The organism is Paraburkholderia sp. C35 (assembly GCF_003121405.1).
In the GTDB taxonomy this organism is placed as follows: domain Bacteria; phylum Pseudomonadota; class Gammaproteobacteria; order Burkholderiales; family Burkholderiaceae; genus Paraburkholderia.
Window position 1 is genome coordinate 1 of sequence record NZ_QBUY01000117.1, and the last position, 26,796, is coordinate 26,796.

The window sequence follows — 26,796 nt, forward strand, 5'->3', positions numbered from 1 at the left end:
AACCGCTGGTGTGCAGAAACGGCTTGTTCGAGCCTGCGAGGCCTTCGATCAGCGCTTCCACTGCGCCGCGATGGTCGCTGCTGGCGGCGTTGATGACGGCGTCGGCGGCTTTGGCTTGTGCGATCAGCAGGTCGCGATCGTCGAGCGTGCCGACGATGGGTTCGATGCCGAGGCGCTTCAGTTCGGCGGCGTGATCAGGATTGCGGATCAGGCCTGTCACGCGATGGCCCGCACGCACGAGACCCGCTGCAATCGATCCACCGATGAAGCCACTCGCGCCAGTGATGAAGATGTTCAAGATGTTCTCCTTCGAGAAGAGGCGGGGAATGACTTCAGTATGGGGGCGGGGGAGTTTTGCAAAAAGTGGGTTAGTTTCAAATCAATCTTGATCTGGAGTCAAGAATCCGCGAGGCGACGAAACGTCGTCCTTCGTGTCCGGCAGGCACCCGACCGCGGAGATTCCGCTTTTTGTCTCCTTGCCAATCCGAAATTTGGACGTGTATATACAAGTTAGTCCCGCAGCACGCATGATCGACGTGTTGAGGTACGCGTGCGGCGAGTGCACCTGCATGCACCAAACTGCCAGAACCATGCCAGCCGCCACAGCCCGCCTAATGGAAACCCCTAACCCCAAATAATAAAATTCGAGTTGTATATACAAGCTGGCGCCGCTACACTTTCTCAAAATTTGTATAGACAGGAACTCACATCATGATCCTTACGCCCGGCTCCCTGACTCTCCCGCAACTGCGCCAGATCGCACGCGAACAGGTCACTCTGGAACTCGATCCCGCGAGCTTCGCCGCTATCGACGCCTGTTCTCAAGCTGTCGCGGACATCGCCGCAAAAGGCGAGCCGGCGTACGGCATCAACACGGGTTTCGGCCGTCTGGCCAGCACGCACATTCCGCATGACCAGCTCGAACTGCTGCAACGCAATCTGGTGCTGTCGCATGCAGTCGGCGTGGGCGAGCCGATGTCGCAGCCGGTCGTGCGTCTGCTGATGGCGCTCAAGCTGTCGAGCCTCGGCCGTGGTCACTCGGGCATCCGCCGCGAAGTGATGGACGCGCTCATCAAGCTGTTCAACGCCGACGTGCTGCCCGTGAGCCCCGTGAAGGGTTCGGTGGGCGCATCGGGCGATCTCGCGCCGCTCGCGCATATGTCGGCGGTGCTGCTCGGCGTCGGTGAAGTGTTCGCGAAGGGCGAGCGCGTGCCGGCAACCGAAGGTCTGCGTCTCGTCGGCCTCAAGCCGCTGACGCTGCAGGCGAAGGAAGGCCTCGCGCTGCTGAATGGCACGCAGGCATCGACGGCACTCGCGCTGTACAACATGTTCGCGATCGAAGATCTGTACCGCGTCGGCCTCGTGGCAGGCGCGCTGTCGGTGGACGCGGCGATGGGTTCCGTCAAGCCGTTCGATCATCGCATCCACGCGCTGCGCGGCCATCAAGGCCAGATCGACGCTGCGGCGTCGTATCGCACGCTGCTCGATGGCTCGGCGATCAACGTGTCGCACGCCGATTGCGACAAGGTGCAAGACCCGTACAGCCTGCGCTGCCAGCCGCAAGTCATGGGCGCCTGTCTCGACCAGATGCGTGCCGCTGCACAAACGCTGCTGGTCGAAGCGAACGCCGTATCGGATAACCCGCTGATTTTCCCGGACACGGGCGAAGTGCTGTCGGGCGGCAACTTCCACGCTGAACCTGTCGCGTTCGCTGCCGACAACCTCGCGCTCGCCGCATCGGAAATCGGCGCATTGGCCGAGCGCCGCATCGCGCTGCTGATCGACGCGACGCTGTCGGGCCTGCCGCCGTTCCTCGTCAAGGATGGCGGCGTGAACTCGGGCTTCATGATCGCGCACGTCACGGCTGCCGCGCTCGCATCGGAAAACAAGACGCTGGCGCATCCGGCATCCGTCGATTCGCTGCCGACGTCGGCGAACCAGGAAGACCACGTATCGATGGCAACCTTCGCGGCACGCAAGCTCGCCGACATCGCCGACAACACGGCGAACATCCTGTCGATCGAACTGCTCGCCGCCGCGCAAGGCGTCGATCTGCGCGCGCCGCACAAGACCAGCCCGGCGCTGCAGAAGGTGATGGACACGGTGCGCGCTCACGTGGCGCACTACGAACTCGACCATTACTTCGCACCGGATATCGCAGCGTGCACGAAGCTCGTACAGGACGGCACGATCGCGTCGCACAGCCCGTTCTCGTTCATCTCCGAGCAACGTTAATTCACCCCAATCAGTCACCTTACAACGGCAGCGCGACCGAGACGTCAGCATGAACGCACCGGCCTATCAGGGAATCAAGGACTTCATCCTCGCCCGCATCCACGCGGGCGAATGGAGCGAAGGCCACCAGGTTCCATCGGAAAACGAGCTTGCACGCGAATTCAACGTCGCGCGCATGACGGTCAACCGCGCATTGCGCGAACTGACGTCCGAGCAGGTGCTCACGCGCGTGCAGGGCTCGGGCACCTTCGTCGCGCGGCCCAAGTACGAATCGACGCTGGTCGCGATCCGCAGCATTTCGGACGAGATCGTCGCGCGCGGTCATCGCTATCACGCGATCGTGCTGCACGTAGGCGCGGCCATCGCCGATGAAGAACTCGCGACCGAAATGCAGGTGAGCGCGGGCAGCCCGATCTTTCATTCGCGCGTGCTGCACTTCGAGAACGACGAACCCGTGCAACTCGAAGAGCGCTGGGTGAATCCCGCAGTTGCGCCGGAATACGCACTGCAGGACTTTACGAACACCACGCCTAACCAGTATCTCGTGCGCGTCGCGCCGCTACAGCGCGTCGAGTACCGCATCGAAGCATCCGCGCCCGATGCCGACACCCGCCGGCATCTGACGATGGACGACGCCGAACCTTGCCTCGTGCTGCACAGACGCACGTGGTCACAGGGTGTGGTCGCTTCGGTGGCCAACTTATGGCACCCCGGCAACCGTTACCGGTTCACCGGCCACTTTTAGACCCAAGTTTCCGTTCAATCTTCGACTCCGTTACCGAGTTATCTGCGCTTCCGAGGGCATCATGAACAACCCGAAACACATCGACCCGCGTCTGGACCCGACCCGCACCATCCGCGCACCGCGCGGCGCGGAAAAAACCTGCAAGACCTGGATCGCGGAAGCCGCGTACCGGATGATCCAGAACAATCTGGACCCGGAAGTGGCCGAGCATCCGCATGCGCTCGTCGTGTATGGCGGCATCGGCCGCGCCGCGCGCAACTGGGATTGCTTCGACCAGATTCTGTCGTCGCTGAAGGATCTCGAAGAGAACGAAACGCTGCTGATTCAATCGGGCAAGCCCGTCGGCGTGTTCCGCACGCATGCCGACGCGCCGCGCGTGCTGCTCGCGAACTCGAACCTCGTGCCGCACTGGGCGAACTGGGATCACTTCCACGAACTCGACCGCAAGGGCCTGATGATGTACGGCCAGATGACTGCCGGCAGCTGGATCTACATCGGCAGCCAGGGCATCGTGCAGGGCACGTACGAGACGTTCTTCTCGGTGGCGAACCAGCATTTCAATGGCGACCCGAAGGGCCGCTGGATCCTGACGGGCGGCCTCGGCGGCATGGGTGGCGCACAGCCGCTCGCCGCGACGATGGCAGGCTTCTCGATGATCGCCGTCGAATGCGACGAATCGCGTATCGACTTCCGTCTGAAGACGCGCTACGTCGACAGGAAGGCGACGACGCTCGACGAAGCACTGGCGATGATCGAAGAAGCGAAGCAGACGGGCAACCCGGTTTCCGTCGGCCTGCTCGGCAATGCTGCCGATGTCTTCGCTGAACTGGTGACGCGCAACATCACGCCGGACTGCGTGACCGACCAGACCAGCGCGCACGATCCGATTCACGGCTATCTGCCGCAAGGCTGGACCGTCGAAGACTGGCGCGAGCGCATGAAGACGGACCCGCAAAGCATCGTGACGCCCGCGAAGCAATCGATGGCGAAGCAGGTTCAGGCGATGCTCACGCTGCAGGAACGCGGCGCTGCGACGCTCGACTACGGCAACAACATCCGTCAGATGGCGCTGGAAATGGGCGTGAAGAACGCGTTCGATTTCCCCGGTTTCGTGCCCGCGTACATTCGCCCGCTGTTCTGCGAAGGCAAGGGTCCGTTCCGCTGGGTCGCGCTGTCGGGCGATCCCGAAGACATCTACAAGACGGACCAGAAGGTCAAGGAACTGATCCCCGACGATCCGCACCTGCACAACTGGCTCGACATGGCGCGTGAGCGTATCGCGTTCCAGGGTCTGCCGGCGCGTATCTGCTGGGTCGGCGTGAAGGATCGTTATCGCCTGGGTCAGGCGTTCAACGAGATGGTCAAGAACGGCGAACTCAAGGCGCCGATCGTGATCGGCCGCGATCACCTCGATACGGGTTCGGTCGCCAGCCCGAATCGCGAAACGGAATCGATGAAGGACGGTTCGGACGCCGTCAGCGACTGGCCGCTGCTCAACGCGCTGCTGAACACGGCAGGCGGCGCAGCGTGGGTGTCGCTGCATCATGGCGGTGGCGTCGGCATGGGCTTCTCGCAGCACTCGGGCGTCGTGATCGTCGCTGACGGTTCGGATGCTGCGCATGAGCGCCTCGGCCGCGTGCTGTTCAACGACCCCGCCACGGGCGTGATGCGTCACGCGGACGCCGGCTACGAACTCGCGCAGGAACCGGCGCGCGAGGCCGGTCTCAAGCTGCCGATGCTGGGCCGCTAAGCGTGACGGCCACTACGGTCATTCGTAGCGCCGATCTCGTGGCGTCGCCGTGGAAAAACGGCGGCGGCGTCACGCGCGAAGTCGCTGCGTTCCCCGTGGGCGCGGCGCTCGATACCTTCGTGTGGCGCGTGAGCGGCGCTGACGTGGCGCAGGCCGGTCCGTACTCGCGATTCGCGGGAATCGACCGGACGCTCGTGCTGCTGTCGGGCGCGGGCATGCTGCTCGACGAAGTGAGCGGCACGCAACCCGTCGTGCACGCGTTGCGCGAGCCGCTCGATATCGCGCGCTTTGCGGGCGAGACGGCCATCGATGCACGTCTCGTCGATGGTGCGACGCGCGATTTCAACCTGATGGTGCGACGTGGCGCAGCAACGGGCGAGGTTGCCGTCCTTCGTGACGATACGCGCACGCAACTCGATGCCGACGTCGTGCTGCTGTTCTGCGCGCACGGCGAGTTGCACGTCACGGCGGGCGACGCAACGCAAGCCACGACGCTGACCACCAACGACACCCTGCGTATCGACAACGCAAGCGCGCTATCGTGCGAGATCAAAGGGAAGGGTGCGCTGCTTGCCGTCAGCATCCGCTACACCGACACATCACGAGCCTGAGCGCTTGCCAACCTCGCTTGCCAAACTCACAGACAGCCCTGCCATGAAGCAAACCGTCTGGAACCATCTGAAGCTCTGCCCGCAGGGCGATCCCAATCAAACGATCGACGATGCCGCGATCGCCGTCGAGAACGGCCGCATCGCGTGGCTCGGCGCAGCGCGTGAATTGCCCGCGCACTATGCCGCGTGGCCGCGTGAAGACCTGGGCGGCGCATGGGTGACGCCCGGTCTCGTCGATTGCCATACGCATCTCGTGTACGGCGGCCAGCGTGCCGATGAATTCGCGCAGCGGCTCGCGGGCGTCAGCTACGAAGAGATAGCGAAGCAGGGCGGCGGCATCGTCTCGACAGTGCGCGCGACGCGTGCCGCCGACGAAGCGTTGCTGTTCGCGCAATCGGCTGCACGCCTCGAAGCGATGCTCGCCGAAGGCGTAACGGCCATCGAAATCAAATCGGGCTACGGCCTCGATCTGCCCAGCGAGCGCAAGATGTTGCGCGTCGCGCGGCAACTCGGTGAACGCTATCCCGTGACGGTCTACACGACGTTTCTCGGCGCGCACGCATTGCCGCCGGAATTCGCGGGCCGCGCCGACGATTACATCGACGAAGTGTGCGAGCGCATGCTGCCCGCGCTGGCCGATGAAGGTCTCGTCGATGCCGTCGATGTGTTTTGCGAGCGCATCGGCTTTTCGCTGGAACAGAGCGAGCGCGTATTCAACGCGGCTGCGCGGCGCGGCTTGCCCGTCAAGATGCACGCCGAGCAACTGTCGAACGGCGGCGGCTCGGCGCTGGCGGCGCGGCATGGCGCGTTATCGGCGGATCACCTGGAGTTTCTTGACGAAGCGGGCGTCGTCGCAATGAAGGAAGCGGGCACGGTCGCCGTGCTGCTGCCGGGCGCGTATTACTTCATCCGCGAGACGCAGTTGCCGCCGCTCGATCTGCTGCGCCGCTACGAAGTGCCGATTGCAATTTCGACCGACAGCAATCCCGGCACGTCGCCTTCCACCTCGTTGCCGCTGATGATGAACATGGCGACCACGCTGTTCCGCATGACCGTGCCCGAGGTGCTGCAAGGCGTGACGCGTCACGCGGCCCAGGCGCTTGGCAAGGCAGACGTGCATGGCACACTCGCCGCGGGTCGCTCTGCCGATTTCGCGGTGTGGTCGGTGCAGTCGCTCGCGGAACTCGCTTACTGGATTGGACGTCCGTTATGCGAGCGCGTCGTGCGCGGCGGCGAAACGGTCTACACGCGTCGCGCTCATTAAGCCTCGCTAATTGCAAATCAACGCAACGCAACGCGAACGGAATCGAACATGACTCAAGCCACTCAATCGCTTTTCGCCGATCACGCGTATCTACCCGAAGGCTGGCGGCGCAATGTGCTGCTGCAATGGGATGCGCAGGGCGCTCTCGTCGCCGTCACACCCGATACTCAAGCACCCGCAGGTGTCGCGAAGGCCAGCGGCCCGGTGCTACCGGGCATGCCGAATCTGCACTCGCACGCGTTCCAGCGCGCGATGGCGGGTCTCACCGAATATCGAGCCAACGCCACCGACAACTTCTGGAGCTGGCGTGACCTCATGTACCGTTTCGCGGCGCGCATCACGCCGGACGTGCTCGCGTCGATCGCGCAGTGGCTGTACATCGAAATGCTGAAAGCGGGCTACACGTCCGTCTGCGAGTTTCATTACGTGCACCACATGCAGGACGGCAAGCGTTACGCAAATGAGGCGGAGCTTGCGCAGCGCGTGGTCGATGCAGCGGGCGCGAGCGGTATCGGCATCACGATGTTGCCGGTGTTGTATCAGTACGCAGGTTTCGGCGCGCAACCGCCGCGCGACGATCAGCGCCGCTTCATAAACTCGCCGGATAGCCTGCTCGGCTTGCTCGACACGTTGCGTGGCGCGCGCCCTGAAAGTGGCGCATTGCGTTACGGCGTCGCGCCGCATTCGCTGCGCGCGGTATCGAACGATTCGCTGCGTGCGCTGCTCGACGGACTCGACGCGATGTCGCCGGGCGCGCCCGTGCACATCCATATCGCCGAGCAGACAGCGGAAGTCGACGCCTGCATCGAAACGGAAGGCGCGCGCCCCGTGCAGTGGCTGCTCGATCGCTTCAATGTCGACAAGCGCTGGTGCCTCGTGCACGCCACGCATGTCGATGCCGCCGACACCGCTGCGCTCGCGAAGAGTGGGGCGATCGCGGGCCTCTGCCTGACCACGGAAGCCAATCTCGGCGACGGCATTTTCCCCGCGCACGATTATCTGGAACAGAACGGGCGCATTGGCGTGGGCAGCGACAGCCATATCGGCGTCGACTGGCGTGCGGAACTGCGGCTGCTCGAATATGGTCAACGTTTGAGCAGGCGGCAGCGCAACGTGCTCGCGTCGGCAGAGATGCCGCGTGTGGCGGACAGGCTGTTTGCGGCGTCGCTCGAAGGCGGTGCGCTCGCGACGGGCCGAAACGTCGGCGCGTTGCGCACGGGCGCACGGGCCGATTTCGTGGTGCTCGACGCGAACCATTCGAGCATCGCCGAGCACGCGAGCGACGCGTGGCTGTCAGGTGTCGTATTCTGCGAGCATGGCGAGACGCCGATTCGCGATGTCTACGCAGGCGGCGACAAAGTGGTGGAGAATCGTCGGCACCGCGACGAAGACGGCGCCTATGCGAACTATCGCGCCGCGCTCGCCGAACTGCTGAAGTGAACCCGGCTCAACCTTGCGAAGCACTGACGACATGACCACCGATACCTTGCCTGTCTTCTCGCTGCATCGGGGAAGCCTGCCGTTTCTGATCTCGATACCGCATCTCGGCACGCGCCTGCCCGCCGACGTCGCCGCGCAGATGACGCCCGTCGCCGCGCGCACCGACGATTGCGACTGGCATCTGGACCGCCTGTACGCCTTTGCGAAACGCATGGGCGCATCGATCCTGACGCCCACCTACGCGCGCTATGTGATCGACCTGAACCGCCCGCCCGATGGCGCGAACCTCTATCCGGGCCAGGACACGACGGGCCTGTTACCCGTCGATACCTTCGACAAGGAGCCGCTCTATCGCGACGGCCATTTGCCCGACGAAGCCGAGATCGCCCGCCGCCGCGACGCGTACTGGAAGCCGTATCACGAGGCCTTGCAGGGCGAGCTGGCGGCATTGAAAGCGCAGCACGGCAAGGTCTTGCTGTGGGAAGCGCATTCGATCCGCTCGCAGGTGCCGCGCTTCTTCGAGGGCCGCTTGCCCGACTTCAACTTCGGCAGTTCGAACGGCGAGAGCGCCGTGCCGGGACTGGCCGAAGCGCTTGCGCAGATCGTCGGCGAGCATGGCGGTTATACGGCTGTTGCGAACGGCCGCTTCAAGGGCGGCTATATCACGCGTCACTACGGCCAGCCGGGGCAGAACGTGCATGCGGTGCAGCTCGAGTTGTCGCAGATTACCTACATGCAGGAGCAGATGCCCTACGCGTACGACGAAGCGCTCGCCGCCAAAGTCGAACCGCTGCTCGAAAAGCTCGTGACGACCGCGCTCGAACGCGTCAAGGCAGCCTGAACCTCGCGCACGCGGGTCTCGACAGTCGCTTCGCAGGTGTTGGTCCGGACGCCTCGCTCATCTGTTTCTATCCGCCACGCGGCACAGCCCGCATGGCGAAATCCTTCTACTCGCGCGCCCGATATGCAAAATGCGCGGAACGCGAGGCGTCTGCCGCAGTCAATCTGTCAGTGAAAAGGGCGCGCGCCAGTGTTGCCTTTGCGCTGCAACCATCGTGCAAATCCGGTTGCGTGCGGCATGGCGATGCGACTATCTTTGTCGGACGCGGCCTACGGGCATAGGCTTTGCGTCCCTTGCGATCCATGCGGTCATGGCAGGCGGGCGCGAGCAGCAAGACTGATGAAGGAAGACCCAGCGATGGAATATTCCGACGAATCCCCGCTTCCCATCTGGCGGGCCAATCTGGCGTTGCTGACGCGGGAGGTCGGCGCGGCGACGCGCCTTGCACGGATGATGACCTTCTCCGCGTCGTATCTGAAGCTGATGCTCGCCGGGCAGCGCGACTTCAGCGAAGAATTCGTACGCGGCGTCGAAGCCGTGACGGGCCTGCCCGGCGGCTGGATGGACGAGCCGCACGAAGCCTCTGAAGTGCCCGACAATGCCCGCGAAGCGATCGACAACGAGATGCCGCTCGCACGCTTTCGCGGCACCGCGCACCCGGTTCGGAAGAAATCGGTGCTGCGTCCTCCCGAGCCGATTTTCGGACAGCAGGCGCCGCGCCGTCCGGAAGACGAGGTCCACGAAGCCGAGTTGCACCGCCGCCAGGCGTATTTCCGCAAGGTGCGCGATCTCGCCGTGCAGGAAGTGCGGCGCTTCGAGCGTTCGCTGACCCATCCACCCGTCGAATTCGCGGCAGTGCGTGCCAAAGTCGAAGACGTGCTGTCGGCCGCCGAGCTCGATGATCCCATTCACGCCGATCTCGCCGGCCGGCTCGAGCAGATCGACAAGCACCGGCATATGCTGCTGCGTCATACGGAGCGCCTGCACGCATTGCTCGTGCAACTGGGCGAAGAGGGATGAACACGTCGTGCAGCAGGCGGTAGCGCATCGCGGTCAAAGCCGTGCGAGGGCGCCGCTGTCGAGAATGCGGATCTGCTTGCCGCGCGCATGCACCAGCTTTTCCTGCTGCAGCTTCGAGAACATGCGGCTCGCCGTTTCGAGCGTGATACCCAGATAGCTGCCGATTTCGCTGCGCGTCATACGCATGTTGAACTCGGTCGCCGAGTAGCCGCGCGTGCCGTAACGGTCGGCCAGATTCAGCAGGAAGTTTGCGACGCGCTGTTCGGCGCGCATCGTGCCAAGCAGCATGATCATGTTGGACTCCCGCACGATCTCGCGGCTCATCACCTTGTGCAGATGACGCTGCATCGGCTTGATCTGGCGGCACAGGTCTTCGAGCGGCTCGAACGGAATCACGCAGACGGTGCTGCGTTCGAGCGCGACCGCGCCGCACAGATGCTGCCCGCCCACGATCCCGTCGAGTCCCAGCATTTCGCCTGCAATCTGGAAACCCGTCACCTGTTCGCGGCCTTCGCGATGCATCACGATGGTCTTGAACGAACCGCTGCGCAGGATGTAGACATTGTTGAACGCATCGTTCGCGCGATACAGGCTCGCGCCGCGCTGCACGGTGCGCACTTCCTGAACCAGCGTATCGACCTGGGCCAGTTCCTCGCTGCTCAGATCGGCGGGATTGCACAGCGTGCTGATCGCGCACTGCGAGCAACGCGGCGTGAGACGTTGCACGACGCCGGACTGGAATCTGCGCACGAAGTCGGTTGCCTGCCCGAACGGCGAGGGCGTGCTCATGGGAGCATCGGCAATTAACATATAGCCTCCTTGAGGAAGGCGCGGGCAAGCCATGGTGCGCGCGCGATGAAGGGGTGACGTCCGCCGTTTGCGTCTTTGCAGTGCATCGCGAGGACACGCAGCGTCAGTTTCGAAAGTATGTTTGGTGCTGTCTCAAAAATGAATCGGCGGCGAATGATATTGCGGTCAGGCAATCGGAGGTCGTGTCAGACGCGCCCTACAGGGCATCGGATAATCAGGGCTCCTCGCTGTCGTCGAACAGTTTGTGGCGCATGGCATAACGCACGAGTGCCGCACCATGCGGCATCTGCATCTTGTCCAGAATGCGCGCCTTGTACGTGCTGATGGTCTTGGTGCTCACGCAGAGGTGAGTGGCGATCTCGCCGATCGTCTGGCCGGCCGTGATGCGGCGGAACACGTCGAACTCGCGATCGCTCAGCCGCTGGTGCGGCAGCGTTTCGAGCGGTTCGTGCAGGTTGCGCGCGAAGCGCTCGGCCATCGCGAGGCTCATGTACACACCGCCGCTGGCGATCTTCGTGAGCGCGCTGACCAGTTCGCTGCTCGCGCTTTCCTTGGTCAGATAGCCGGACGCGCCCGCCTTGAAGGCGCGCACCGCGTACTGATGCTCGCCATGCATGGTTAGCACGAGAATGTGAAGGGCAGAATTGACCGCCTTGATTTGCGGGATCATTTCGACGCCGTTGCGGCCCGGCATCGACAGGTCGAGGATCAGGATATGCGCGTGCGTCGAGCGCACCAGCGCGATGGTGCTGGCCGCGTCTGCGGATTCGCCCGCTACTTCGAAATCGGGCGAGCCTTTCAGGATGTGGCGCAGGCCTTCGCGTATCAACGCGTGGTCATCGGCGATGAGAATGCGGATCATGACTGCGTCTCTTCTGGTTGCAAGGTGTTCAGCGGGAAGGCGATCGACAGGTTGAACCCTTTGCCTGGCTCGCCCGTCGACAGCGTGCCGCCGAGCATGCGGACCCGCTCGCGAATGCCGAGCAGGCCAAAGTTCCTGCCGGCGCGCGGATCGCCCGGCTGTTCATGCACGGGCAGGCCGCGGCCGTCGTCGACGATGTCGAGTGCGCAGCGCTCGCCGTCCGCGTACATCGTGAGCGTGACAAGCGAGGCCTGCGCGTGCCGCGCGACGTTCGTCAGCGCTTCCTGCACGATTCGGAACACGGCCGTCGCCGCGCCATGCGGGAACACGGCCGGGCCGACTTCGAGCCGCCGCACCACGCGGATGCCGTAGCGCTGGGAAAACTCATCGGCGAGCCAGTCGATAGCCGCCACGAGGCCAAGATCGTCGAGCATCGCGGGCCGCTGGTTCGCGGCGATCCTGCGCACCGACGCCACCGTCGCGTCGATCACGCGTGCCATCGCCTGCAGGCGCTCGTGCACGTAAGCGCGGTCGATGGCTTCGCGGTCGAGTGCATGGGCAATCACCGTCACGTCCATCTTCAGCGCGGTCAACGATTGCCCGAGGTCGTCGTGTAGTTCACGCGCGATATGGGCTTTCTCTTCTTCGCGCACCTGCTGGAGATTCGCCGACAGTTCGCGCAGATCCTCGCGCGATTGCGTCAGCGCTTCTTCGGCGCGCACGCGTTCGGTGACGTCGCGCAGCATTACCGTGTAGAGCTTTTCGTCGCCATACTGGCTTTGCGAGATCGACGCTTCGATGGGAAATTCGCTGCCGTCGTCGCGCAGCGCATAGAGCACGCGCTGGCTGCCCATGCGCCGGTCGAACGTGCCCGTCGTGCCGAACTGCTCGACATGCCCGGCATGCACGAGCCGGAACCGTTCGGGAATGAAGCGCGACAGCGGTCCGCCAATGGCGTTCGCGGCATCGCAGCCGAACAGTTCTTCCGCCATCGGATTCATCAGCACGATGCGCTGCATCGCGTCGATCGTGACGATCGCTTCGCGCGACGAACGGATGATGGCCATCAGGCGCGCTTCGTCGAATGTCTGGGCGGGCGCCGCGCGACGCCTGCGCTCCCGCCGGTGCGACCAGACGATGCACGCGACGAGACTGACGAGCACCGATACGCCCGCGATGATCGATGTCCAGCGCAGCGACAGGCTGGCCGTGGAGGAGGCGGCGAGGACGCCCGTCAGGAAGGCGGCGAGCGCCGTCAATGCCGTGCGCAGGCATAGGCCAGATGGCGAAGCAACAGTGTTCATGTTCCAGGTCGAATCGTCGGATGCGGCGTGCCGCTGCGCTGGCGCGTCACAGGCGTCCGGCTGGCCGCGCTGCGGCGAGATGCTGGCGTGAAGTGGCAATCGCTCCGTGTTGTGCCGTGCGTAATGGCACGGGGTGAAGGGCTGGTCGTCGGCTGTTCGCCGGGCAGGTGCGCTGCATCTTCGCTGGCCGGCAATCGCGGCGTTCGCATGACAGTCGCGCCGCGATGTGGCCGATGCCACGCCCGGCGCGCCGGGTGGAAATCGCCGGCGAAGGTGTGACAATGATATGTCGCATAGGATAACTATCAATACATGCGGCTGGAAACGACGTTTTCAAATTTGGAAGTGTCGGCGCGGCGCGAGCGAAAACCGGGCGCCGACGTCACGCCGCGAGCGCGCGCGGGGCGGGCCGCCCGGCGCCGCGCCGCACGCCATTGGCGAGTGACGCGAGCAGCGCGCAGTCGTCGAGTGCGAAGCGGCAGAACAGGATGTTCGTGGCAGCAAGCTTCACGATCAGTCCCGGCGGGAGCGTGGCGATGGCATCGACGGATTGGTCACTCACTTTCAGGAGACGCATGGCCATCGCGCTGTCGAGGCGCGCGAGCCGCTGCGCGAGAACCAGAAATGACAGGTTGACTTCCCGAATTTCGTTGAGCGTTTCGTTGCGGTCCAACTTTGAGTCTCCACTGACTAGAAGCATGCCCGGCGCGGAGTCGGTGCACGATGACGTCCCGTCGTGCGGGACGGCGGCATCATTCGGTTTTCTCCGGGCGGCCCGTTTTGCCTGCCCGCGAGGGCGGCTTGCACAGGCCGCAGACATATCCCGGCTCCAGCGCATAAGCAAGCACGAGGAAGCTGCCGCCGCAGCTGGTGCAGGTCGTCAGATGCAGTATGTCGTGCTCGGCGAATTTCACGAGCGTCCACGCGCGGGTGAAGCTCAATACGGGCTCGATGCCTTGCGGCACGTGCTCGAGATAGAGCCGGTATGCCGCGACGATGGCGGCGATCCGGCTCATGCCTTGCTGTGCCGAGATCGAGCGGTACAACGCATGGAACAGCGAGGCATGAATGTTCGGCAGCCACGTCACGTACCAGTCCGCTGAAAACGGCAACATGCCTTTCGGCGGGGACTCGCCGCGCAACTCCTTGTAGAGGCGGATCAGGCGGTCGCGCGACAGGGTCGTTTCGGCTTGCGTCACCTGCAGGCGCGCGCCGAGTTCGAACAGTTCGATGGCGCGCAGCGTCTCGCTGACATCGTCGAGCAGGCGCCGGTGGCCCGGCTCCGCGCGCGCGACGATGGCCTTCAACGCCGCCAGCGTGCCCATTACAGACTCCCTGGCGGTCGCTGCGCGAGCAGCATCGCGGCGTGCATGGCCTGCATGTCGTGGCGGCTGAGGGTGTCGTTGAGGGCGCGCAGCACGGCCTCTTCAGGCAGGCCGAAAGCGCATAGCAGCATGTCCGATTCGGCGAGCCGCACGATCTGCGCCGCCGACAGGCCCGCGACGATCGCCGTGAGTTCCGCCGACATGCCGAGGCGCACCTGCGCCTCGACGGCGTTGTTGCGGGCAAGACTCTGGGCCAGCATCAGATACGCCAGGTTGACTTCGCGTATCTCCGAAAGAACTTCATTCGTGTCCATAGTGTTCTCGCAAGCAAGGCGATGTCGCTACGAACGGCCAGGTTCATCCAGACGGGATGGCATCGCGACATACGTTGCGATGCGTTCGCAGCGCCTACATCAAATCGGTGAGCGAGAGTATTGCGGTTGCTGTCTCAAAATAAAATGGGTGTTCTGGCGAATCACGCGTAGGGCGTCGATGTGTTGTGTAGGGAGCGGCTGACACCGCTGTTGCCGGGCGACATATCGATGCGGGAAAAGTCAGTTGCCCTGTGTTTCATGGCGATGTCGATGGCTTCGAGCAGCGCGCGGTGACTGTACTCGGTCACCTCCAGACAGCCTTCGCCACAGGCGGCGGGGTGGCGGGGTCCTTCGGAGGCCGTACGGATGACGGGCACGGCGCCTGCCGCATGCAGCCGCTGCGCGGCGTCGCGCCGATAGTCGTCGTTGACGAGCACGAACGCAGGTGGACGCATCGTGCGCAACGCATGGATGGCGGCGTCGAGCGAAGCCATCGCGCGCGGCGACCAGCCGCGCAGCTGCAAGGTTTCGATCAGGCGCTGCTCCATGTCGGGTTCGTGGCACAGGATAAAGGCGACGGTATTGCGCGGCATGGCGGCGGCGCGTGTGTCGCGCGGCGGATCGAACGGGTGGAAGGGTATCAGCGGCACGGTGGCCGTGAACACGCTGCCCATGCCAGCGATGCTGTCGAGCGTCAGCGTGCCGCCCATCGTCGCGCAATCGCGCGCGCAATTCGCCAGCACCCTGCCTTTGCCGTCCGTCCTTGCTGGCGCTGCGGAATCGAAAATGCGCGCGCGAGCCTTCGCGTCGATGCCATCGCCGGAATCGAACACGCGGCAACGCAGCACGGGTTTGCCAGAATCAGCGTATTCGATTTGCGCGCTCAACGTGATCTTGCCGCTCGATGTATGGCAGAACGCGTTGCCCAGCAGCGCATCGACAATCTGTGCAATACGCATCCCGTCACCCGAGTACCTTGCCTGCAAGGTTGGCGAGAGATGCGCGTAGAAGCGCAGCGGCCGTCCTGTCGCCATGGGCGCATAGGCGAGTGCGAGTGCCTCGAGATCGTCGATGGGGCAGAAGAACGGCAGTGAGGCATGCATGTGGATCCGGGCGGTTCGCTCGCAGCGCGTGGTGCGACTGGTTAAACGATGTCGATTTCTTCTGGCAAACATAGGCATCCTGATCGAATCGAAACAACTCGACAATGCGGGTGTTGGTTCGAGCCGACACGCTTCACTACCGTTTTCCCAACGTCGGATTCACGCAAGCCGCACGGGACGACGACGCAGACCGATTGCGCGCCACGACATGATTCTCTTGCTGCGATGACGTTGACATCAGTCATTGTCGTCCGGCTTTAGCCAGCCTTACGATCGCACTGGACAGTACCCCGGATGACGCACGTCATTCGTTGCGGCTGGAACGACACGAGAACGCTAGCTGACGAAGACGCGTTCACCGATGGCAATGCAATGCGCACGCGTGCCGTCTTCTTCTTTCATCGCGAAGGTGGGTGCGTGCACCGCCCGAGCGCCTTCATCCGGCAGAATGGAATGAGTCAATTTCTTCAATCGATCCGCTTCAGGATCATCGCGGCCTTTGCCGTATGCACGCTGGTGATGGTCGGCAATGCGCTGTACGGCATGCGCGCAGTCAGGAGCATGAGCGACAACATGCAGACGGCCTATACGGGGAATCTGGTGCCGATCACGCAGCTCACGCTGTTTCGTATCGACGAGGTGGATATTCGCCGTCTGCTGTGGCAGACGCTGGTGACGCAGGACAAGGACAATCTGCGGCGCGTGCGCGAACTGCAGACATCGATGGAGACGGGCTGGGCCGCCTACTATTCGGCGGGGATCAGCAGCGCCGACGAGCAGGCGCTTGCCGACCGCATCCACGCGCAGGCAGGCACGTTCAGGACGCTGATCGATCAGGAAGTCGACATGATCGAGAAAGGCGATGTGGTGGGCGCGATCGAATTCCAGCGCACCAGCGTGCTGCGTGCGGCGGAGTCGCTCAACGCGATGCTGCAGCAGGACATCGCGCTGAACCTCAACCAGGCCAAAGACTTCACGAGCGACAGCGAACGGGCGTCGAAGCAGATGTTCTGGATCGCGCTCGCCATGCTGGGTGTGAGTGCGCTCGTGTGCGTGGGCGCAGCCATCTATCTGTCGAAGGCAATCACGAAGCCGTTGAACCGTTCCGTCGGCATCGCCAACGACATCGCTGACGGCCGTCTGGATCGCCCGATCGCGATCGACGTGAAGGGCGAATTCGGCCTGCTGCTCGATGCGATGAAGCGCATGAGCGGCCAGCTTGCGGATACCGTGCGCCGCATCAAGACATCGGGCGATTCCGTGACGGTAGCCTCCCGCGAGATCGCAGCGGGCAATATGGAACTGTCGTCGCGTACGGAGCAGCAGGCGGCATCCGTCGAAGAGACGGCGGCGACCATGACGGAACTTGCCGAAACGGTGAAGCAGAACGCCGATAACGCGCGCCAGGCAAACTCGCTGTCGGCGAATGCGCGGGCGATGGCCGACGCGAGCAACGATGCCGTGCAGGCCATGGTTCGCACGATCGGCAATATCAGCGAAAGCTCCGCGAAGATCGCCGACATCACGACGCTGATCGAAGGCATTGCGTTTCAGACCAACATTCTCGCGCTGAACGCGGCCGTCGAAGCGGCGCGCGCAGGCGAGCAGGGGCGAGGTTTCGCCGTGGTGGCGGGCGAAGTGCGCTCGCTGGCGCAGCGCTCGTCGTCGGCAGCCAAGGAGATCAAGGATCTGATCGAATCGTCGACGGCGCTGGTCAAGGACGGCTCGCGTCAGGCCGAAGAAGTCGGCTCGACGATGAGTCAGGTGATGCGCGCGATCAAGCAGGTGTCCGATATCGTCGGGGAGATTTCGGCGGCATCGGAAGAGCAGAGCCAGGGCATCGAGCAGATGAGCCAGGCGATCAGCCAGATCGACACCGTCACGCAGCAGAACGCGGCACTCGTCGAGCAATCGGCGGCGGCAGCGCAGGCGCTCGAAGAGCAGGCCGTGCAGATGACGGGCGCGATCACCGTGTTCAGGCTCGCCGATACGTCGGGGGCTGCGACTGCCGTCATCCTGCCGCCTGCCGTGCGCGCGCCGGTCGCCGCCGCGAAGCATGCTCAGGTGGCGGTGCGCCGCGTCGTGCCGGCCGCAAAGCCGGCGGCGGCAAAGGAAGTCGCGACGGCTGACGGCGAGTGGGAATCGTTCTGAACGTCAGGAGACAAACCGATGCAAACACGTTCAGATCATTCGGCCAGATCGGGTGACGCATGCGGGCAGGGCGATTCGTCTATCGGCCGGCTCACGCAACTGTCTTCGCTGCAAAGCGACGCGCTGATCCAGTACGGCGCGCGGCTGATCGTCGTGGGTGAACTGCTGGAGGCGATCGTTGCGAACCTGAAGCCGGCTACGCAGGCGGAAATCCGTGCCGCGTTCAACGCACGCGTCGACCGTCTGCTGGTCGAGCCGCGCGCACGCGATCTGCCCGATACGTATCACACGACGATCGCGTCGGAAGTCGAGCATTTCAGCAAGGCGCTGGGTCAGGCATAACGGCTACGCAATCGACGTAAGTCGCGTCAGCCATGAGCGAAAAAAAGCTCCGCGGCCGGGGAACCGCGGAGCACGAACAGACGAGGCGTGCGTTGAGTGTTGCACGCCAGGCTCATCGACTATGAGCAAGTCGACTCAGGAATTGTCGGCACTGTGTTTTGAAAATGCATTGATATTCATCAGCAGCCGGTCGCGGACGCATGGTTTTAAGCCGTGTATTCATGCGTTGCCGTCTGCATGATGCATCGATTGCCTGACGGGCGCAGTGTCATTCGCAGCCGCGCTTCCCCACATCTTTCGGCAAGAACACCATGGGCATCACCACCTCAATCGAATCGGGCGCCGCGCGGCGGCGATGGGCCGACTTGCTGCGCGACGGTGCGTTGCGCATGCACTACCAGCCGTTGCTCGATCTGCGCGCCGGATGTGTGACGAAAGTCGAAGCGCTCGCACGGCTGCACGATGGCGACGCGCTGATCGCGCCGGGCCATTTTCTTGCGACGCTCGACGAGGACGGTCAGCTCGAACTGTATGTGCGCGGCCTCGCGCAGGTGCTGGCCCAGCGCAACGCATGGCGGCGCATCGGCACGGAGGTGGTCGTGTCCGTCAATCTGCCGCCCGCCGCGCTCGGCGATCCGCGTTACTTCGACGCCACGCGCGCGGCCTTCGACACGTTTGGCTGCAAGACGGGCGAACTGGTGCTCGAAGTGCTGGAGTCCGGCGCATTGCCGCACGGCGCCGGACTGGACGCGCAGATCGCGCGATACAAGGCGCTCGGGGCCGAACTCGCACAGGACGACCTCGGCACGGGGCACAGCAGTCTGAGCCGTCTGCGCGAATTGCCGTTCGATTACGTGAAAATCGACCGGAGCATCGCGAATCTGCATCGGCATGATGCTGCCGACGTGTTGCCATTCATCCCTCATCTGACGCGGCTTGGGCAGGCGCTTGGCAAGACCGAGGTGGTGGAAGGCGTGGAGGATCCCGCACTGCTCGATGCGTTGCGGATCTTCGGCGTCGATCTCGCGCAAGGCTACGGCATCGCTCATCCGATGCCGGGTGAGCAGCTGCCTGGATGGATCGGGAGAACGTGTTTTACGTCCTCGGTTGCGGCACACGCGGGCCGCTATGCGCGCCTCGCGCATCTGATGGTGTGGGAGGAACGTCTCTATGCCGATGCGCAGCGGCGTCCGTGCGATGCCGCCCGTTATCGCGCCTGGCAGACGGACATCGACGGGTGGCTGCCCGCCGATGGCCCCGGTTTGCAGGCCAGTGTCCGCCTGCTCGATACGGCACGCGATTCGGGTGTGCACAGCGCCGCGTATCGCGTGGCGCGGCGGCGTCTGATTGCCGTGATGTGAAGCGCGTGCGTGCGCACGGACTCGCTCAATCGCGCAGTTCGCTGAGGATCTGCTCGGCGAGATAGTCGCAGGGCGGCCGGTTCGATCTCGCACTGCGCGCGAGGATGATTTCGAGTTCGGGCAGTTTCGGCAGTCCATGCTGCCGGCCCAGCGTCACGAAGCGCTCAGGTACCGCGCAGCGCGCGAGCGGGGCGACGGCGAGGCCCGCGTCGACCATGCTGAACAGGCCCATCAGGCTCGGGCTTTCATACGATGTGCGATAGGTGATCTTCGCGCGCTCCAGCGCTTGAATCGCATTCGAACGCGCGACGCTGCCCACGCCGAACATCGCAATAGGTAACGGACGCTCCTTCCACACCTCGCGTCCCGCTGCCGCCGTGCCTGCCCACACCATCGGTTCGAGGCGGATAAATTCGCCCGCGAAGCCCTTCACGCGCGTCACGCACGCGAGATCGATCTTGTTGTCCTTCAGCAGCGGCGCGAGCGCATTGCTCGGCAGGCCGACCACCTGGATCTCGACCTTCGGATAGGTGGCCGAGAAGTTGCGCAACACGGACGGCAGCAGCGACGACGCATAGTCGTCCGGCACGCCGATCGCGACGCGGCCTTTCACTTCGGGATGCACGATGGACGCCCATGCTTCGTCGCGCAGCGCGAGCATGCGGCGTGCGTAGCTGAGCATGACCTGGCCGTCCTGCGTAAGCGTGACGCTACGCGGGCCGCGCACGAACAGCGGCTTGCCGAGCGTGGTTTCGAGCGAGCGGATCTGCATGCTGAGCGCCGATTGCGAGCGATGCACGAGCGCCGCGCCGCGCACGAAGCTGCCCGTGTCGGCGATGGCGACGAACATGGCGAGCACGTCGAGATCGAGGCCTTTCATTCGCTTGCGTCCCCTGAAATACGTATCAGAAAAGTTGATTCAAATGTTCAATATATCGCGTTTGTCTGAACTCGGGGACGGCGGCATACTGGTTTCATTCGGGTTTATTGCGGGCTTCATACGCGGCGCTTCGTACCTGTCACGAGCGCGCTCACACGGGGACACCATGACCACGCCTTCCACTTACGACGAATTCCAGCAGCTTGCGATGCGCCTCGACATGTCGCGCGGCAAGCCGTCGCCCGACCAACTCGACCTGTCCCGCGCGCTGCTCGACGAAGCGGGCACGGCGGGCTACGTGTCGCGCGACGGCATCGATTGCCGCAACTACGGGCATCTGCTGGGCTTGCCCGAGGCACGCGAGTTCGGCGCGCAACTGCTGGACATCGACGCGGCACAGGTGGCGGCAGCGGGCAACTCGAGCCTCGAACTGATGCACGACGCACTCGCGTTCGCGATGCTGCACGGCGTGCCCGGACATGCGCCGTGGAGCAAGCAGGGCGAAGTGACGTTCCTGTGTCCCGTGCCCGGCTACGACCGGCACTTCGCAATCTGCGAGGCGCTCGGTATCCGCATGATCCCCGTGCCGATGACGCCGGACGGCCCCGACATGGACGCGATCGAAGCGCATGTGAAAAGCGATCCGTCGATCAAGGGCATCTGGTGCATGCCGCTCTACAGTAACCCGAGCGGCGCGATCTGGTCACGCGAAACGGTCGGGCGGCTCGCTGCCATGCCTGCCGCAGCGGGCGACTTCCGCCTTTTCTGGGACGACGCCTACCGTCTCCATCATCTGACCGACACGCTGCGCACCACGCCCAACATCATCGAACTATGCGAACGGGCAGGGCATGCCGACCGGGCGCTGGTGTTCGCGTCGCTGTCGAAGGTCACGGTGGCGGGCGGCGGCATTGCGTTTCTGGCGGCGTCGGCGGGCAATATCGGCTGGTGGCAGAAGCATATGAGCGTGCGCACCATCGGTCCGGACAAGCTCAACCAGTTGCGTCACGTGCGTTATCTGCGCGACCGCGCGGGTCTCGAACGACTGATGGAGAAGCATCGCGCGCTGTTGCGGCCGAAGTTCGACGCTGTCGTGTCCACCTTCGAAGCCCTGCTCGCCGATGTGCCCGGCGTATCGTGGAATCGTCCGGAAGGCGGGTATTTCATCAGCCTGTATGCGCCGAAAGGTTATGCGAAACGCGCAGTGACGCTCGCGGCACAGGCGGGGCTGGTGCTGACGCCGGCGGGCGCGGCCTATCCGTATGGGCGCGATCCTGAAGACAGCCATCTGCGCATCGCGCCGTCGTTTCCATCGCTCGATGAAGTCACGCTCGCGGCGCGCGGGATTGCGTTGTCGTTGAGGCAAGCGCTGACGGAAGCGGCTCATTGATGACGAATCACTGAAGACGACTCACTGAAAGCCGCATCGCGCCGACGTAGCACACGGCGTGCCGCGCATGTACAAAGGTCGCGCGCGCAACAAACAGTAATACCCGCGCGCGCCGCCGGATTCGCCATCGGCGGCCGTTTTGCGGTAAAAGAACAGGATGACCGACCGCGCCCGCATCATTCCGCTGATCGTTGCCTGTCCGCTGTTCCTGCAAAACCTCGATACGTCCATCATGGCGACCGCGCTGCCTTCCATCGCGCGTTCGCTCAGTGTCGAGGCGTTGCATCTGAATCTCGCGATCACTTCCTATCTGCTGAGCCTCGCCGTGTTTCTGCCGGCGAGCGGCTGGCTGGCCGACCGTTTTGGCGCGCGCCGCGTGTTCTGCTCGGCCATCGGCCTGTTTTCGCTGGCCTCGGCGCTGTGCGGTCTCGCGACCTCGCTGCCGCAACTGGTCGTGTTTCGCGTGCTTCAGGGCATGGGCGGCGCGATGATGGTGCCTGTCGGACGGCTCATCCTGTTGCGCAGCGTGCCGCCCGCACGCATGGTCGCGGCGATGGTGTGGTTCACCGTGCCGGGCGCCATCGGGCGGCTGGCCGGGCCGTTGCTCGGCGGCGTGGTGGTGACCATCACATCGTGGCGCTGGATTTTCCTGCTGAACGTGCCGTTCGGTGTGATCGGCGTGCTGTGCGCGCTGAGCTTCATCGACGATGCCCACGAACGTATCGACGAGCGCTTCGATCTGGCGGGGTTCATTCTGCTGTCCACCGGTCTCGTGGGGCTGGTCGGCGGGCTGGACACGGCCGGGCGCGGACTCGTGCCGCAATGGGTGACGTTCGCGTTTACGGGCACAGGCGCGCTGTCGATGCTGCTGTATTGGTTATATAGCCGCCGCCACGCCGACGCCATCATCGATCCCCTGCTGCTGCGCTACAAGGCCTACCGCACGGCTGTGCTCGGCGGCATGCCGCTGCGCATCGGCATCGGCGCGTCGCCGTTCCTGATGCCGCTGATGCTGCAACTGGGCTTCGGCCTGTCGCCGCTCACGTCAGGCTCGCTGAGCGTCGCGACGGCGGTCGGCTCGCTCGCCGTGCGCGGCGTGATGACGACGGCGATCCGCCGCATCGGCTTTCGCACGCTGCTGATCGTCGCGACCTGCGTCACGGGCTGTTTCTATGCGTGCTACGGCCTGTTCCGGCCCGACACGCCGCATCTGCTGATCTTCTGCACGCTGCTGGTGGGCGGCCTGTTCAATTCGCTGGCGATGGTCACGCTCAACACGCTCGGCTACTCCGACATGCCCAAGCCGAAGATGAGCCGCGCGACGGCGCTCTCGGGCATGGCGCAGCAGCTGTCGGTGAGCCTCGGCGTGGCATTCGGCGCGTCGCTGCTGGCGCTGACGGCGCATCTTCATGGCGGCAGTCCGGCGCACCTCACCGCGGACGATTTCTCGCCCGCGTTCTTCGTGGTCGGTGCAGCCGTGCTGTGCTCGCTGTTCTTCTTCGTGAAGCTGTCGAAGGACGAGGGCGCGGAGTTGCGGCAACGCTAGCCGCGCCGGCGCCGTGCGACGAATTCGCCTTCCAGGTTCCATGTGACGCCGTCGGAGGCGAGCGCAACGCCCGTCCAGCGGAACGAATCGTCGGTGATGTCGGTGAAGTTCCAGCGGATCGGCGTGCCGTTCGCATGCGTGCCGATCTGCACGATTGCGCGGCCGATCTTTCTTCCAACCAGTTCGTCGCGTTGTCCGTTCGCCGGGTTGATGTAGGTGACGCGCCACGCTTCGATCGACGGATCCCACACGCGCAGCGTGGTGCCGTACATGTCGAAACCTGCGTCGTGCGGCGCGTGGCGGTCCGCGCGGCGCGGCATGATCCACACGTCCTGCACGGCGCGTCCTTCGAGCACCCAGCCGAAGTGGATCTCGCCCGTCAGATGCCGTTCGCGCACGTCGACGCGATAGTGCAGCACGTCCATGTCCCAGCTGCCGGTCAGCCAGCCGTAGAGATCGTTCGCGTCGTCGATATCGGGCGCGCGGCCCGGCGCGGCAAGTGCCGGATGAAACCCGGCAGCGCTCGTGTGATCCAATGCATTCATGTCAGGTTGCTCCATGGCGTGCGTGGCGGAAGCGGGCGGCGGTGCGCGCGTGGCATCGCGCCGCGCCTGGCGCCGTTGTGATAAAACGAGCATACGGACCCGAAGAGGTGACATCTTGGGAAAAATTGCCGTCGATCTCCACGCCGCGCTCGCTCGCCGCAACACGCTCGGCGCGCCCGGCAACACGCAGATGCGTATGCTCGCCGCTGGCGACGGCTGGTCGGTGATGGACGTGCTGTGCACCTTCGGTCCGCATGACCGGCCATTCGAGGAGCGCCACGCGGGCGTGTGCATCGCGATGGTGGCGGCGGGCGTGTTCGGCTACCGCTCGGCGGCGGGACGCGAACTCCTCACGCCCGGCTCGCTGCTGCTCGGCAATGCAGGGGAATGCTTCGAATGCGGGCATCGTCATGCGCCGGGCGACCGTTGCATCGCGTTTCACTATCAACCGGCGTACTTTGAGCAACTGGCCGCTGACGCAGGCTTTGCCGACACCGACACTGCGTTCCGGCATGGCCGCATGCCGCCGCTGCGGGCGTTTTCCGGGCTGATCGCGCGGGCATGCACCGAGGCGACCCACGCAGATTCGGGTGCCGCAGGCAGGACGGACATCGCATGGGACGAACTGGCCGTCGAACTTGCCAGCACCACGCTCCAGGCGACGCGAGCGGACGCGAAGCGGCGCGCAGCCGTCACGAGTGCATCGGCATGGTCGCGCGTCACGCAGGCTGCACGTCTGATCGATGAAACACCCGATGCGCCGCACGCGCTGCCGCGGCTCGCGCAGATGTGCGGGCTGTCCGATTTCTATTTTCTGCGCACCTTCGAGCGCGTGACGGGCGTGACGCCGCATCAGTACGTGCTGCGGGCGCGTCTGCGGTACGCGGCGCTGCGTCTGGCCGACGAGGAGACGAAGATCGTCGATATCGCCTTCGATAGCGGCTTCAACGACGTGTCCAATTTCAATCACGCGTTTCGCGCCGAGTTCGGCATGAGTCCGCGCGCGTGGCGCATGCAGCGCGGCGCACGCGTGAATCTCGCGGCGTGCCGCTGCGAGGCGCGCCGCCTATGAGCCGCCGCGCACACCGGTTGCGGGCCGCCGCGGTGCTGCCGCTGATCGTCTGCGCGTATGGTGCCTACAGCGCGGGCGCCGTGCATGCGCAGGAGCGTGCCGCTTCCGACGACGTCCCGCCATCGACGATCGAGCGCGACGTGCATCTGTTCGTCGTGCAGAAGGACGGTTCGATCGAAGAGCACGACGATACGATCCTGCGCGCCAACACCACCAGCGGCGTCGACGATATTGCGCAGCGCTACGTGTGGTTCAACAAGGACATCGAGCAGGTGCAACTGCTGGCGGCGGAGACCATCGATCCCGACGGCGCCGTGCATCCCGTCGGGCCGGACGGTATCCGCGACGTGCAGGAGCCGCGCTCGGCGGGCGCGCCGACCTTCCAGGACGGAGTGTTGCGCACGGTGATCTTTCCGGGCGTCGAACCGGGTTCGCGCGTGCATCTGGCGTTTCGCAAGACGCGGGCGATACCGTTGCAGGGCGGCACCTTCGCATACTTCGTCGAGCCGACGCGCGGCCCCGTCGACATGCAGCAGCTGATCTTCGATCTGCCCGCCGACATCCCGCTATATGCCGATGCACGCGGCTACGTCGCGTTGCCGCCCGTGACGGAGAACGGGCGCACCCGCTACACGTTCGAGTACCGGCATGGTCCGTATGCACCGATCGAAGCGGGCGCAGTGGGGTACGCGACATATGGTGACCGTCTGATGGTCTCGACCACGCGCGATTTCGCGTCGTTCGCCGAGCGTTACCGGACGGCGGCGCAAGACCCGACGTGGCGCGATCCGGCCATTGCGCAACTGGCGCAGGCGCTGACGGCGCACACTGACGATCCGCGTGCGAAAGCGCAGATCCTGTATGACTGGGTGCGGCTGAACATCCGCTATGTGGCGCTGTTTCTGGGCGAGACGGCGGCCGTGCCGCACAAGGCGAGCGACATCCTGCGCAACCGTTACGGCGACTGCAAGGACCACGTCGCGTTGTATGGCGCGATGCTGGCGGCCGTCGGGATCGACAGCCAGGCGGTGCTCCTGAATCTCGGTCCTGTCTACACGTTGCCCGACGTGCCGGGTTACGGCGCGAGCGCGATCAATCACGCGATCACGTGGATTCCTTCGCTGCACATGTTCGCCGACACGACGGCGGGAGGCGTGGGCTTCGGCTATCTGCCGCCGGGCGCGATGGACCGGCCCGTGCTGCTGGTCGACGATGGCGTGCTGACGCGCACGCCGGCGACGCAGGAGCGTGGCCGTAACGTGCGGCTGGAGATCGATATCGATGCCAGCGGGACGGGGCGCTTTACGTATCGTGTCGAGGACGTGGGGGTATCGGCGGAACTGGAGCGCAATGTGTTCCGGCGTGCGACGCGGCAGCGCTGGCAGCAGATTGCCGCCGACCGTTTGCGGCAGACGGGCCTGCATGGGATGGCCCGGATGCAGCCGGGCGAGATGACGGCGACCACCGGCCCGTTTGCGACCACGATGCAGGGCACGCTGGAGCATTTCACCTGGCCGGATGGCACGACTGCTTTACCGGCGTTGACGAGATTGTCGGGTGGGATTGCTACGCAGGTGCAGGCGTGGCTGGCCGAGCCGGAGCGGACGCAGCCGTGGGTGTGGTTTGGTGGCGATTTCGAAGAGACGGCGCAGATTACCTTACCGTCGAATGTGCGCGTCACCGATATGCCGAAGGATGTCGCGGTGCAGGACCGCTTTTTTACTTACGAGTCACGGTATGTGTTTGATCCTGTGACAAGGATTGTGCAGATTTCACGGCGGTTGCATGCGGTTTTTGGGCATCAGGTGTGTGGTGCTGATGAGTTTGCGCAGGCGCGTGGGGCGTTGGTGAGGATTGAACGTGATGCCTGTCTCATATACACATC

25 protein-coding genes are annotated in these 26,796 nt (G+C 64.4%); 15 read left to right on the plus strand and 10 right to left on the minus strand.

What is annotated here, in order from left to right; all coding sequences use genetic code 11:
• On the minus strand, positions 1-298 hold a 298-nt coding region (locus tag DK391_RS37840; protein WP_162601017.1), incomplete at its 3' end, for an NAD(P)H-binding protein.
• 413 nt (positions 299-711) lie between these two features.
• Here DK391_RS37840 and hutH point away from each other — a divergent pair.
• The 8 genes from hutH (at position 712) to DK391_RS37880 (ending at position 9,906) form a co-directional block, all read left to right on the plus strand.
• Positions 712-2,235 carry a histidine ammonia-lyase gene (gene hutH, locus DK391_RS37845; RefSeq protein WP_162601018.1) on the plus strand — a complete coding sequence of 508 codons (1,524 nt, stop codon included), beginning with the start codon at positions 712-714 and terminating at the stop codon, positions 2,233-2,235.
• A 49-nt stretch (positions 2,236-2,284) separates the two neighbouring features.
• Positions 2,285-2,980: a histidine utilization repressor gene (gene hutC / locus DK391_RS37850; protein ID WP_109483121.1), complete on the plus strand. Its 696-nt coding sequence runs from the start codon at positions 2,285-2,287 to the stop codon at positions 2,978-2,980.
• Positions 2,981-3,041: 61 nt separating this feature from the next.
• A complete protein-coding gene (gene hutU / locus DK391_RS37855; RefSeq protein ID WP_109483122.1) occupies positions 3,042-4,730 on the plus strand; it encodes a urocanate hydratase in 1,689 nt (562 codons plus the stop codon).
• Positions 4,731-4,732: 2 nt separating this feature from the next.
• A complete protein-coding gene (locus DK391_RS37860; protein ID WP_109483123.1) occupies positions 4,733-5,341 on the plus strand; it encodes a HutD family protein in 609 nt (202 codons plus the stop codon).
• Between the two features lie 43 nt (positions 5,342-5,384).
• A complete protein-coding gene (gene hutI / locus DK391_RS37865) occupies positions 5,385-6,605 on the plus strand; it encodes an imidazolonepropionase (protein ID WP_109483124.1) in 1,221 nt (406 codons plus the stop codon).
• 48 nt (positions 6,606-6,653) lie between these two features.
• Positions 6,654-8,045: a formimidoylglutamate deiminase gene (locus tag DK391_RS37870; protein ID WP_109483125.1), complete on the plus strand. Its 1,392-nt coding sequence runs from the start codon at positions 6,654-6,656 to the stop codon at positions 8,043-8,045.
• A 31-nt stretch (positions 8,046-8,076) separates the two neighbouring features.
• The gene (gene hutG, locus DK391_RS37875) at positions 8,077-8,886 is read left to right on the plus strand and encodes an N-formylglutamate deformylase (RefSeq protein ID WP_109483126.1); all 810 of its coding nucleotides are present in this window, start codon (positions 8,077-8,079) and stop codon (positions 8,884-8,886) included.
• A 357-nt stretch (positions 8,887-9,243) separates the two neighbouring features.
• Entirely contained in the window at positions 9,244-9,906 is a 663-nt protein-coding gene (locus DK391_RS37880; protein WP_109483127.1) for a hypothetical protein, read from the plus strand.
• A gap of 33 nt (positions 9,907-9,939) precedes the next feature.
• On the opposite strand, the gene fnr is transcribed toward DK391_RS37880, so the two are convergent.
• The 7 genes from fnr to DK391_RS37915 all read right to left on the minus strand — a co-directional run bounded on the left by fnr (position 9,940) and on the right by DK391_RS37915 (position 15,624).
• Positions 9,940-10,695 (minus strand): fumarate/nitrate reduction transcriptional regulator Fnr, encoded by a 756-nt coding sequence (fnr, locus tag DK391_RS37885; protein WP_239483067.1) that lies wholly within the window; start codon positions 10,693-10,695, stop codon positions 9,940-9,942.
• Positions 10,696-10,930: 235 nt separating this feature from the next.
• Positions 10,931-11,578: a response regulator transcription factor gene (locus DK391_RS37890; RefSeq protein WP_109483129.1), complete on the minus strand. Its 648-nt coding sequence runs from the start codon at positions 11,576-11,578 to the stop codon at positions 10,931-10,933.
• Complete coding sequence (locus tag DK391_RS37895) at positions 11,575-12,882, minus strand: PAS domain-containing sensor histidine kinase (protein WP_109483130.1); 1,308 nt, start codon at positions 12,880-12,882, stop codon at positions 11,575-11,577. The genes DK391_RS37890 and DK391_RS37895 overlap by 4 nt, the downstream gene beginning before the upstream one ends.
• Before the next feature lie 382 nt (positions 12,883-13,264).
• Entirely contained in the window at positions 13,265-13,555 is a 291-nt protein-coding gene (locus DK391_RS37900; RefSeq protein WP_109483131.1) for a flagellar transcriptional regulator FlhD, read from the minus strand.
• Between the two features lie 79 nt (positions 13,556-13,634).
• Positions 13,635-14,207 (minus strand): flagellar transcriptional regulator FlhC, encoded by a 573-nt coding sequence (gene flhC / locus DK391_RS37905; RefSeq protein ID WP_109483132.1) that lies wholly within the window; start codon positions 14,205-14,207, stop codon positions 13,635-13,637.
• Entirely contained in the window at positions 14,207-14,521 is a 315-nt protein-coding gene (gene flhD / locus DK391_RS37910; protein WP_109483133.1) for a flagellar transcriptional regulator FlhD, read from the minus strand. The genes flhC and flhD overlap by 1 nt, the downstream gene beginning before the upstream one ends.
• Positions 14,522-14,682: 161 nt before the next feature.
• Complete coding sequence (locus DK391_RS37915) at positions 14,683-15,624, minus strand: ATP-binding protein (protein WP_162601019.1); 942 nt, start codon at positions 15,622-15,624, stop codon at positions 14,683-14,685.
• 453 nt (positions 15,625-16,077) lie between these two features.
• Between DK391_RS37915 and DK391_RS37920 the strand changes: the two genes are divergently transcribed.
• The 3 genes from DK391_RS37920 to DK391_RS37930 all read left to right on the plus strand — a co-directional run bounded on the left by DK391_RS37920 (position 16,078) and on the right by DK391_RS37930 (position 19,478).
• Positions 16,078-17,775 carry a methyl-accepting chemotaxis protein gene (locus tag DK391_RS37920; RefSeq protein WP_239483068.1) on the plus strand — a complete coding sequence of 566 codons (1,698 nt, stop codon included), beginning with the start codon at positions 16,078-16,080 and terminating at the stop codon, positions 17,773-17,775.
• Positions 17,776-17,793: 18 nt separating this feature from the next.
• Positions 17,794-18,117, plus strand: a complete 324-nt coding sequence (locus tag DK391_RS37925; protein WP_109483136.1) for a hypothetical protein — start codon at positions 17,794-17,796, stop codon at positions 18,115-18,117.
• Between the two features lie 311 nt (positions 18,118-18,428).
• Complete coding sequence (locus DK391_RS37930; RefSeq protein WP_109483137.1) at positions 18,429-19,478, plus strand: EAL domain-containing protein; 1,050 nt, start codon at positions 18,429-18,431, stop codon at positions 19,476-19,478.
• Positions 19,479-19,503: 25 nt separating this feature from the next.
• Here the strand turns inward: DK391_RS37930 and DK391_RS37935 are convergent, their stop codons facing one another.
• Positions 19,504-20,358, minus strand: a complete 855-nt coding sequence (locus tag DK391_RS37935) for a LysR substrate-binding domain-containing protein (protein ID WP_109483138.1) — start codon at positions 20,356-20,358, stop codon at positions 19,504-19,506.
• A gap of 166 nt (positions 20,359-20,524) precedes the next feature.
• On the opposite strand from DK391_RS37935, the gene DK391_RS37940 reads away from it, so the two are divergent.
• Both DK391_RS37940 and DK391_RS37945 read left to right on the plus strand, forming a co-directional pair.
• Positions 20,525-21,748, plus strand: a complete 1,224-nt coding sequence (locus DK391_RS37940; RefSeq protein ID WP_109483139.1) for an aminotransferase class I/II-fold pyridoxal phosphate-dependent enzyme — start codon at positions 20,525-20,527, stop codon at positions 21,746-21,748.
• A gap of 157 nt (positions 21,749-21,905) precedes the next feature.
• Positions 21,906-23,294: a DHA2 family efflux MFS transporter permease subunit gene (locus tag DK391_RS37945; RefSeq protein ID WP_109483140.1), complete on the plus strand. Its 1,389-nt coding sequence runs from the start codon at positions 21,906-21,908 to the stop codon at positions 23,292-23,294.
• Here DK391_RS37945 and DK391_RS37950 read toward each other — a convergent pair.
• Positions 23,291-23,839 (minus strand): hypothetical protein, encoded by a 549-nt coding sequence (locus DK391_RS37950; RefSeq protein WP_109483141.1) that lies wholly within the window; start codon positions 23,837-23,839, stop codon positions 23,291-23,293. The genes DK391_RS37945 and DK391_RS37950 overlap by 4 nt on opposite strands.
• Positions 23,840-23,954: 115 nt before the next feature.
• On the opposite strand from DK391_RS37950, the gene DK391_RS37955 reads away from it, so the two are divergent.
• Both DK391_RS37955 and DK391_RS37960 read left to right on the plus strand, forming a co-directional pair.
• Positions 23,955-24,911: an AraC family transcriptional regulator gene (locus tag DK391_RS37955; RefSeq protein ID WP_109483142.1), complete on the plus strand. Its 957-nt coding sequence runs from the start codon at positions 23,955-23,957 to the stop codon at positions 24,909-24,911.
• Positions 24,908-26,796, plus strand: a 1,889-nt coding sequence (locus tag DK391_RS37960) for a DUF3857 domain-containing protein (protein ID WP_109483143.1), incomplete at its 3' end; no start/stop codon positions are given. The genes DK391_RS37955 and DK391_RS37960, both read left to right, overlap by 4 nt.

Excerpts from the sequence above, each read along its gene's own strand:
- hutH (WP_162601018.1), top strand. The coding sequence starts at position 712 with ATGATCCTTACGCCCGGCTCCCTGACTCTCCCGCAACTGCGCCAGATC.
- hutC (WP_109483121.1), top strand. The coding sequence starts at position 2,285 with ATGAACGCACCGGCCTATCAGGGAATCAAGGACTTCATCCTCGCCCGC.
- hutU (WP_109483122.1), top strand. The coding sequence starts at position 3,042 with ATGAACAACCCGAAACACATCGACCCGCGTCTGGACCCGACCCGCACC.
- hutI (WP_109483124.1), top strand. The coding sequence starts at position 5,385 with ATGAAGCAAACCGTCTGGAACCATCTGAAGCTCTGCCCGCAGGGCGAT.
- DK391_RS37870 (WP_109483125.1), top strand. The coding sequence starts at position 6,654 with ATGACTCAAGCCACTCAATCGCTTTTCGCCGATCACGCGTATCTACCC.
- hutG (WP_109483126.1), top strand. The coding sequence starts at position 8,077 with ATGACCACCGATACCTTGCCTGTCTTCTCGCTGCATCGGGGAAGCCTG.
- DK391_RS37880 (WP_109483127.1), top strand. The coding sequence starts at position 9,244 with ATGGAATATTCCGACGAATCCCCGCTTCCCATCTGGCGGGCCAATCTG.
- fnr (WP_239483067.1), bottom strand. The coding sequence starts at position 10,695 with ATGAGCACGCCCTCGCCGTTCGGGCAGGCAACCGACTTCGTGCGCAGA.
- DK391_RS37890 (WP_109483129.1), bottom strand. The coding sequence starts at position 11,578 with ATGATCCGCATTCTCATCGCCGATGACCACGCGTTGATACGCGAAGGC.
- DK391_RS37895 (WP_109483130.1), bottom strand. The coding sequence starts at position 12,882 with ATGAACACTGTTGCTTCGCCATCTGGCCTATGCCTGCGCACGGCATTG.
- flhC (WP_109483132.1), bottom strand. The coding sequence starts at position 14,207 with ATGGGCACGCTGGCGGCGTTGAAGGCCATCGTCGCGCGCGCGGAGCCG.
- flhD (WP_109483133.1), bottom strand. The coding sequence starts at position 14,521 with ATGGACACGAATGAAGTTCTTTCGGAGATACGCGAAGTCAACCTGGCG.
- DK391_RS37915 (WP_162601019.1), bottom strand. The coding sequence starts at position 15,624 with ATGCATGCCTCACTGCCGTTCTTCTGCCCCATCGACGATCTCGAGGCA.
- DK391_RS37920 (WP_239483068.1), top strand. The coding sequence starts at position 16,078 with ATGAGTCAATTTCTTCAATCGATCCGCTTCAGGATCATCGCGGCCTTT.
- DK391_RS37925 (WP_109483136.1), top strand. The coding sequence starts at position 17,794 with ATGCAAACACGTTCAGATCATTCGGCCAGATCGGGTGACGCATGCGGG.
- DK391_RS37930 (WP_109483137.1), top strand. The coding sequence starts at position 18,429 with ATGGGCATCACCACCTCAATCGAATCGGGCGCCGCGCGGCGGCGATGG.
- DK391_RS37935 (WP_109483138.1), bottom strand. The coding sequence starts at position 20,358 with ATGAAAGGCCTCGATCTCGACGTGCTCGCCATGTTCGTCGCCATCGCC.
- DK391_RS37940 (WP_109483139.1), top strand. The coding sequence starts at position 20,525 with ATGACCACGCCTTCCACTTACGACGAATTCCAGCAGCTTGCGATGCGC.
- DK391_RS37945 (WP_109483140.1), top strand. The coding sequence starts at position 21,906 with ATGACCGACCGCGCCCGCATCATTCCGCTGATCGTTGCCTGTCCGCTG.
- DK391_RS37950 (WP_109483141.1), bottom strand. The coding sequence starts at position 23,839 with ATGAATGCATTGGATCACACGAGCGCTGCCGGGTTTCATCCGGCACTT.